The sequence below is a fragment of the Brumicola blandensis genome, assembly GCF_031846165.1.
In the GTDB taxonomy this organism is placed as follows: domain Bacteria; phylum Pseudomonadota; class Gammaproteobacteria; order Enterobacterales; family Alteromonadaceae; genus Glaciecola; species Glaciecola blandensis.
The window spans coordinates 1-1,342 of the sequence record NZ_JAVRIE010000018.1; the positions used below are offsets into that span (position 1 = coordinate 1).

At 41.3% G+C, this 1,342-nt stretch carries 1 protein-coding gene; it reads left to right on the forward strand.

The genetic code is table 11. The annotated features are described in order from the left end of the window. The first annotated feature begins 121 nt into the window (after window positions 1-121). Window positions 122-1,312 (forward strand): IS4 family transposase, encoded by a 1,191-nt coding sequence (locus RM544_RS17645; protein WP_311363142.1) that lies wholly within the window; start codon window positions 122-124, stop codon window positions 1,310-1,312. The last annotated feature ends 30 nt before the right edge of the window (window positions 1,313-1,342 follow it).

The window sequence follows — 1,342 nt, forward strand, 5'->3', positions numbered from 1 at the left end:
GGGGTCAGAGTCTGACGTATCCCCACGAAATAAATGAGTAAGACTTTGATTTAAAATAAATTGAACATTCATGGTATCTGGTGATCAGATCAATCGCCAAACCTCACTAAAGACCGATACCATGAATGAAGCAACTATACTGAACAAGTTCCTTGCTGTTGTCACCCCTAAAATGCATAAAGTTAGACGTGCATCCCTCGCCAGTAGTGTAAATAGTTTACTAAGAGGGGCAAACGCGAGCGTCACCAGCATAGGCCGAGGTATTTGTTCTGGTGCTTATGAAAAACATCGAATAAAACGTGCTGACAGATTGTTGTCTAACAAGCATGTACAAAGTGATGCACTGACTATTTATGGTGCCTTATATAATCAATTTGTTGGCAATTCTCTGCGGCCAATAATACTTATTGACTGGTCTGATTTGGACACCCATAAAGGCTGTTTTTTACTTCGAGCTTCGGTAGCTTGCAATGGTCGTGGGGTTGCCATTTATCAAGAAATACATGATGTCAGTACAAAAGAAACACCGCGCACGCACAAAGCTTTTCTAGTTAAATTAAGTACCATCATTAATCAACAAGCCACACCTATTATTGTCACTGATGCTGGGTACAAAACAGTGTGGTTCAGAGAAGTAAAGGCCTTGGGTTGGGATTTTGCAGGTCGCGTTCGAAAACCCATGATGTATGTAAACAAGAAGCAAGAATGGGAGCATATAGACGAGCTATACAAGCAGGCTAAACGACGCCCTAACAGCTTCAATGGCCAAATATGCCGCTCGCGTCCGTTAGCATGCACTTTAGTGTTGTTTAAAGGTAAAAATAAGGGGAGACACAGCCTTACTCAGCATAACATTCAGCGACAATCGAAATGTTCAAAAGTCCATGCCAAAGGCGCGACCGACCCTTGGCTGATAGCGACATCACTTCCTAGAACAAAACATACCGCCAAAAAGCTAGTCACTATTTATAAGATGAGAATGCAAATTGAAGAAGAGTTCAGAGACATTAAAAGCAGCTTGTTTGGACTCGGTTTTGAACATCATAAAAGTCGGTGTATTAAACGCATTGCAGTGTTGATATTAATCGCCACCTTAGCCAGTATTTTAGCCAACATAATCGGGTTGGCTATGACTTTAGCCGGGGTACATAAACGCTATCAGGCCAACACACTAAAAACAAGACGAGTATTATCATTTCATTATTTGGGCTTAAGAGGATATGTGGACAAGTACTTTACATTGCTTACTGGGCAATATGAAATCGCTGTAACCCATATCCGACATATGATTAATGAGAATTCCTATGACTAATTATTCGTGGGGATCCCTCAGGGTCAGAGT